This is a genomic window from Legionella feeleii (assembly GCF_001467625.1).
Classification (GTDB): Bacteria; Pseudomonadota; Gammaproteobacteria; order Legionellales; family Legionellaceae; genus Tatlockia; species Tatlockia feeleii.
Map to the genome: position 1 here is coordinate 1 of NZ_LNYB01000069.1, position 1975 is coordinate 1975.

A 1975-nucleotide genomic window follows, 5' to 3' on the forward strand; every position below is an offset into this window, starting at 1 on the left:
CCTTTTGTTGATTATGTTCTTGGCGAACAATCAACAGGATACGCCACCTAATTTATTTTTCACATACACCAGATTCGAGCATAACTCATTTCGCCAAGGAATTAGATAAAATTAGAGTTTATGATTTGGTATTAATTGATGAATTCCAAGATTTTAACAAGCTTGAAGTGGAATTAGTGAATGTACTAGAAGCAAGAAATAAATTGGTAATTGTAGGGGATGATGATCAGGCTATATATAGCTTTAGAGGAGCTAATCCTCAGTATTTAAGAGAAAAATATCATAGTGATAAATATATTAATTTTACGTTGCCTTTTTGTTGCAGATGTACCCAAGTAATTGTGGATGCTGTTAATACGATTGTAGAAAAAGCAAATGTAAAAGAAAGGATAGCTAAGGAATATAGATGCTATTTACCAGAGAAGAAAGAGGATAGTATTGCATACAAAAAGATAATGCATAAGCATTTTACAGTGCAGGGACGCCAAAGAACAACAAATTATATGGGAAAATTTATTTCTCATTTCTATAAAAGAATAGAGGCCAGTGAAAAAGAAAATGCAAGGAGGCAAAGAAAAACTTTAATTTTAATTATTGGACCAAGGCATTATCTCGATCAAATTTATCCACTTCTCGTAGAAGAGGTAGGAGAAGAAAATATTTCTTATAGAAAAAGTAAACAGGCTAAAAAGCTTATAGTTGCTTTGAAATTAATAAAAGCAGATAGAAATTCGAATCTGGGATGGAGACTCATTGCAGAAGAAAAATTATCATCAAGTGAGCTTAATGCCTTAATTAAACAATCAATATCAGATAATTTTTTAGAGATTATTCCGTCTGAATTAGAAAAAACTGTTACAAACGTACTGATCTTATTAGACCAAAAGGAATACCATCAAGAGGCTGTGCAGGAATTTTTAAAATTACATGAGATATCTCAAATAGAGATGCTTTGGGATACTCAAGACCAAAATAAGTTATTTGAAGATGACGAATATTCTCAAATTAAACTAGCAACTTTTGAAGGTTCTAAAGGATTAGCCGCAGATTATGTATTTATTACAGGATTACAAGAAGGAGTTCTTCCTAAAACAAATAATGCTACGGAAGCGGAAATATGTAAATTTATTGTTGCTTTAACAAGAACAAGAAAGCAATGCTACATTTTCACTTGTGGCAGATTTTCGGGTACATTACAAAAGAAGTCATTTTTTTTAAATTGGATTTCAGAATACTTGTTTTATGAAAAAATTGATAAATCAAAAATTAATGATTATCAATAATTTTTTTATTGTCTTCTTTCTCTGTAGGAAGATGCTCGTTTGGAGCGATTTCAACCGGTTCCATTGGAGTGTTGTTATTAATACAAATAATTTTATTGCTTGTACCGCATTCAATAGCTGATTTTTTATCAATCAATTCTTTGAAAATCGCTATTTGTTGTTGACCTTTACAAAATTCAAAAAAGATCTCTGTGGGCTGGTCTAAGAAATATTCATCGCGGCTAAATTTCAAAGTTAGTCGCTGGAGAGAAAAACCATTTCCAAATATATATGCTGTTATTTTTTTCCCATGAAAATGAATGTTAATATTCAAAGGGATCAATCCAGGGCTAGCAAAAGCAGTAGCGTCGGATTCACTGTTTGAAAATGAATAAGAAGGACATTGGTTTGAGTGAACTATGGTGGTAAATAAAAGCAAAATAAAAGAAGAGAGAGATAGCATTTTCATTTTTTACTCCTATCTTTTAGTAGATAAGCTCTTATAAGAAGAGAAAATAGCCAGAATATATCTATCCAATAAACCAACGTTAGATAATCCAGAGGACTCATCAAATCAACATTGATGTTTGTATGCCGCATAGCGATATATCTTAATAAACCGCGAGAGTTATGCTCGAATCTGGTGTATGTGAAAAATAAATTAGGTGGCGTATCCTGTTGATTGTTCGCCAAGAACATAATCAACAAAAGGA

The 1975-nt window shown here is 31.6% G+C and carries 3 protein-coding genes; 1 reads left to right on the forward strand and 2 read right to left on the reverse strand.

The window, feature by feature from the left end; all coding sequences use genetic code 11:
- Positions 1 to 80: 80 nt before the first annotated feature.
- The gene (locus Lfee_RS07605; RefSeq protein ID WP_269147458.1) at positions 81 to 1283 is read left to right on the forward strand and encodes a UvrD-helicase domain-containing protein; all 1203 of its coding nucleotides are present in this window, start codon (positions 81 to 83) and stop codon (positions 1281 to 1283) included.
- Here Lfee_RS07605 and Lfee_RS07610 read toward each other — a convergent pair.
- Positions 1267 to 1731, reverse strand: a complete 465-nt coding sequence (locus tag Lfee_RS07610; RefSeq protein WP_058445477.1) for a hypothetical protein — start codon at positions 1729 to 1731, stop codon at positions 1267 to 1269. The genes Lfee_RS07605 and Lfee_RS07610 overlap by 17 nt on opposite strands.
- Positions 1728 to 1975 (reverse strand): hypothetical protein (locus Lfee_RS17645; RefSeq protein WP_238584891.1); only part of this gene is annotated, 248 nt, incomplete at its 5' end. The genes Lfee_RS07610 and Lfee_RS17645, both read right to left, overlap by 4 nt.